This window comes from Streptomyces sp. N35 (genome assembly GCF_016464295.1).
In the GTDB taxonomy this organism is placed as follows: domain Bacteria; phylum Actinomycetota; class Actinomycetes; order Streptomycetales; family Streptomycetaceae; genus Streptomyces.
In genome coordinates, this window is the sequence record NZ_JAEIMH010000049.1 from 18,111 (window position 1) to 19,533 (window position 1,423).

At 75.5% G+C, this 1,423-nt stretch carries 1 pseudogene; it reads right to left on the minus strand.

Annotation, left to right across the window (positions count from 1 at the left end):
- Positions 1-90: 90 nt before the first annotated feature.
- Positions 91-1,423: pseudogene (locus JAO81_RS25230) on the minus strand (dihydrolipoamide acetyltransferase family protein); the annotation flags it as partial.

A 1,423-nucleotide genomic window follows, 5' to 3' on the forward strand; every position in this document is an offset into this window, starting at 1 on the left:
GGGGCGGGCCCCCCGCCGACCCCCCCCCCCCCTCCCGGGGGGCCCCTTCCCGGGGGGGCCGGGGGCCCCCCCCCCCCCCCCCCCGAGGCATCACGCCCAGGTGATCAGCCGCTTCGGCTGTTCCAGGACCGCCGCGATGTCCGCGAGGACCTTGGAGCCGAGCTCGCCGTCGACCAGGCGGTGGTCGAAGGACAGGGCCAGCGTCATCACCTGACGCGGCTTGACCTTGCCCTTGTGGACCCACGGCTGGAGCTTGATCGCTCCGACGGCGAGGATCGCCGACTCACCGGGGTTGAGGATCGGCGTACCGGTGTCGACCCCGAAGACGCCCACGTTGGTGATGGTGACCGTGCCGCCCTGCATCGCCGCCGGCGTCGTCTTGCCCTCGCGGGCCGTGGACACCAGCTCGCCGAGCGCGGACGCCAGCTCAGGCAGCGTCTTGTCGTGCGCGTCCTTGATGTTCGGCACGATCAGACCGCGCGGGGTCGCCGCCGCGATTCCCAGGTTCACGTAGTGCTTGAGCACGATCTCCTGAGCGGCCTCGTCCCAGGCGGCGTTGACGTCCGGGTTCCGCTTGATCGCGACGAGCAGCGCCTTCGCGATCAGCAGCAGCGGGTTGACCCGGAGCCCCTGCATGTCCTTGTCGGACTTCAGCTCCTCGACCAGCTTCATCGTGCGCGTGACGTCGACGGTCACGAACTCCGTGACATGCGGCGCCGTGAAGGCCGAGCCGACCATCGCCGCAGCGGTGGCCTTGCGGACACCCTTGACGGGGATACGGGTCTCACGCGCACCGGCCGCGACCGGCGCGGTCTGAACGGGAGCCTGGGCGGCGGGAGTTGTTTCACGTGAAACAGGGGCGGCCTCGGGAGCCGGAGCCACCGCCGCGTGCACATCCTCACGCGTGATGATCCCGTCGGGCCCGGACGGCGTGACCGTCGCGAGGTCCACCCCGAGGTCCTTGGCCAGCTTGCGCACCGGCGGCTTGGCCAGCGGCCGAGCCGCCGGGGCCGCGGCCGCAGCGTGACCGTTCAGCTCCGCCTGGCCCGCCGCAGCGGCGGGCGGGGCGGAGTACCGACCCCCGGGGGCGCCGGGAGCCTGGGCGGGGACCCCCGCCCGCCCGGGCCCGGGGGGCTGGGCCCGGCGCCGGCCCCGGCGGGGCCGCGGCCGCAGCGTGACCGTCCAGCTCCGCCTGGACCGCCGCAGCGGCGGGCGAGGCGTAGTACGTACCCGCGGGAGCGCCGGAATCCTGGGCGGGAACCCCGGGGGCCTCCTTGCGCGCCCGCCGCTTCGTCGAGCTCTGCGACACCCCGTATCCGACGAGCACGGGCTGGCGGCCCTCGGGCTCGGCGGCCTCGGCGGCGCCTCCTGGGGCGCCCCGCGCGCGCCCCGGGGGGGGGGGGGGCGCCCCCGGCGGGGGGGC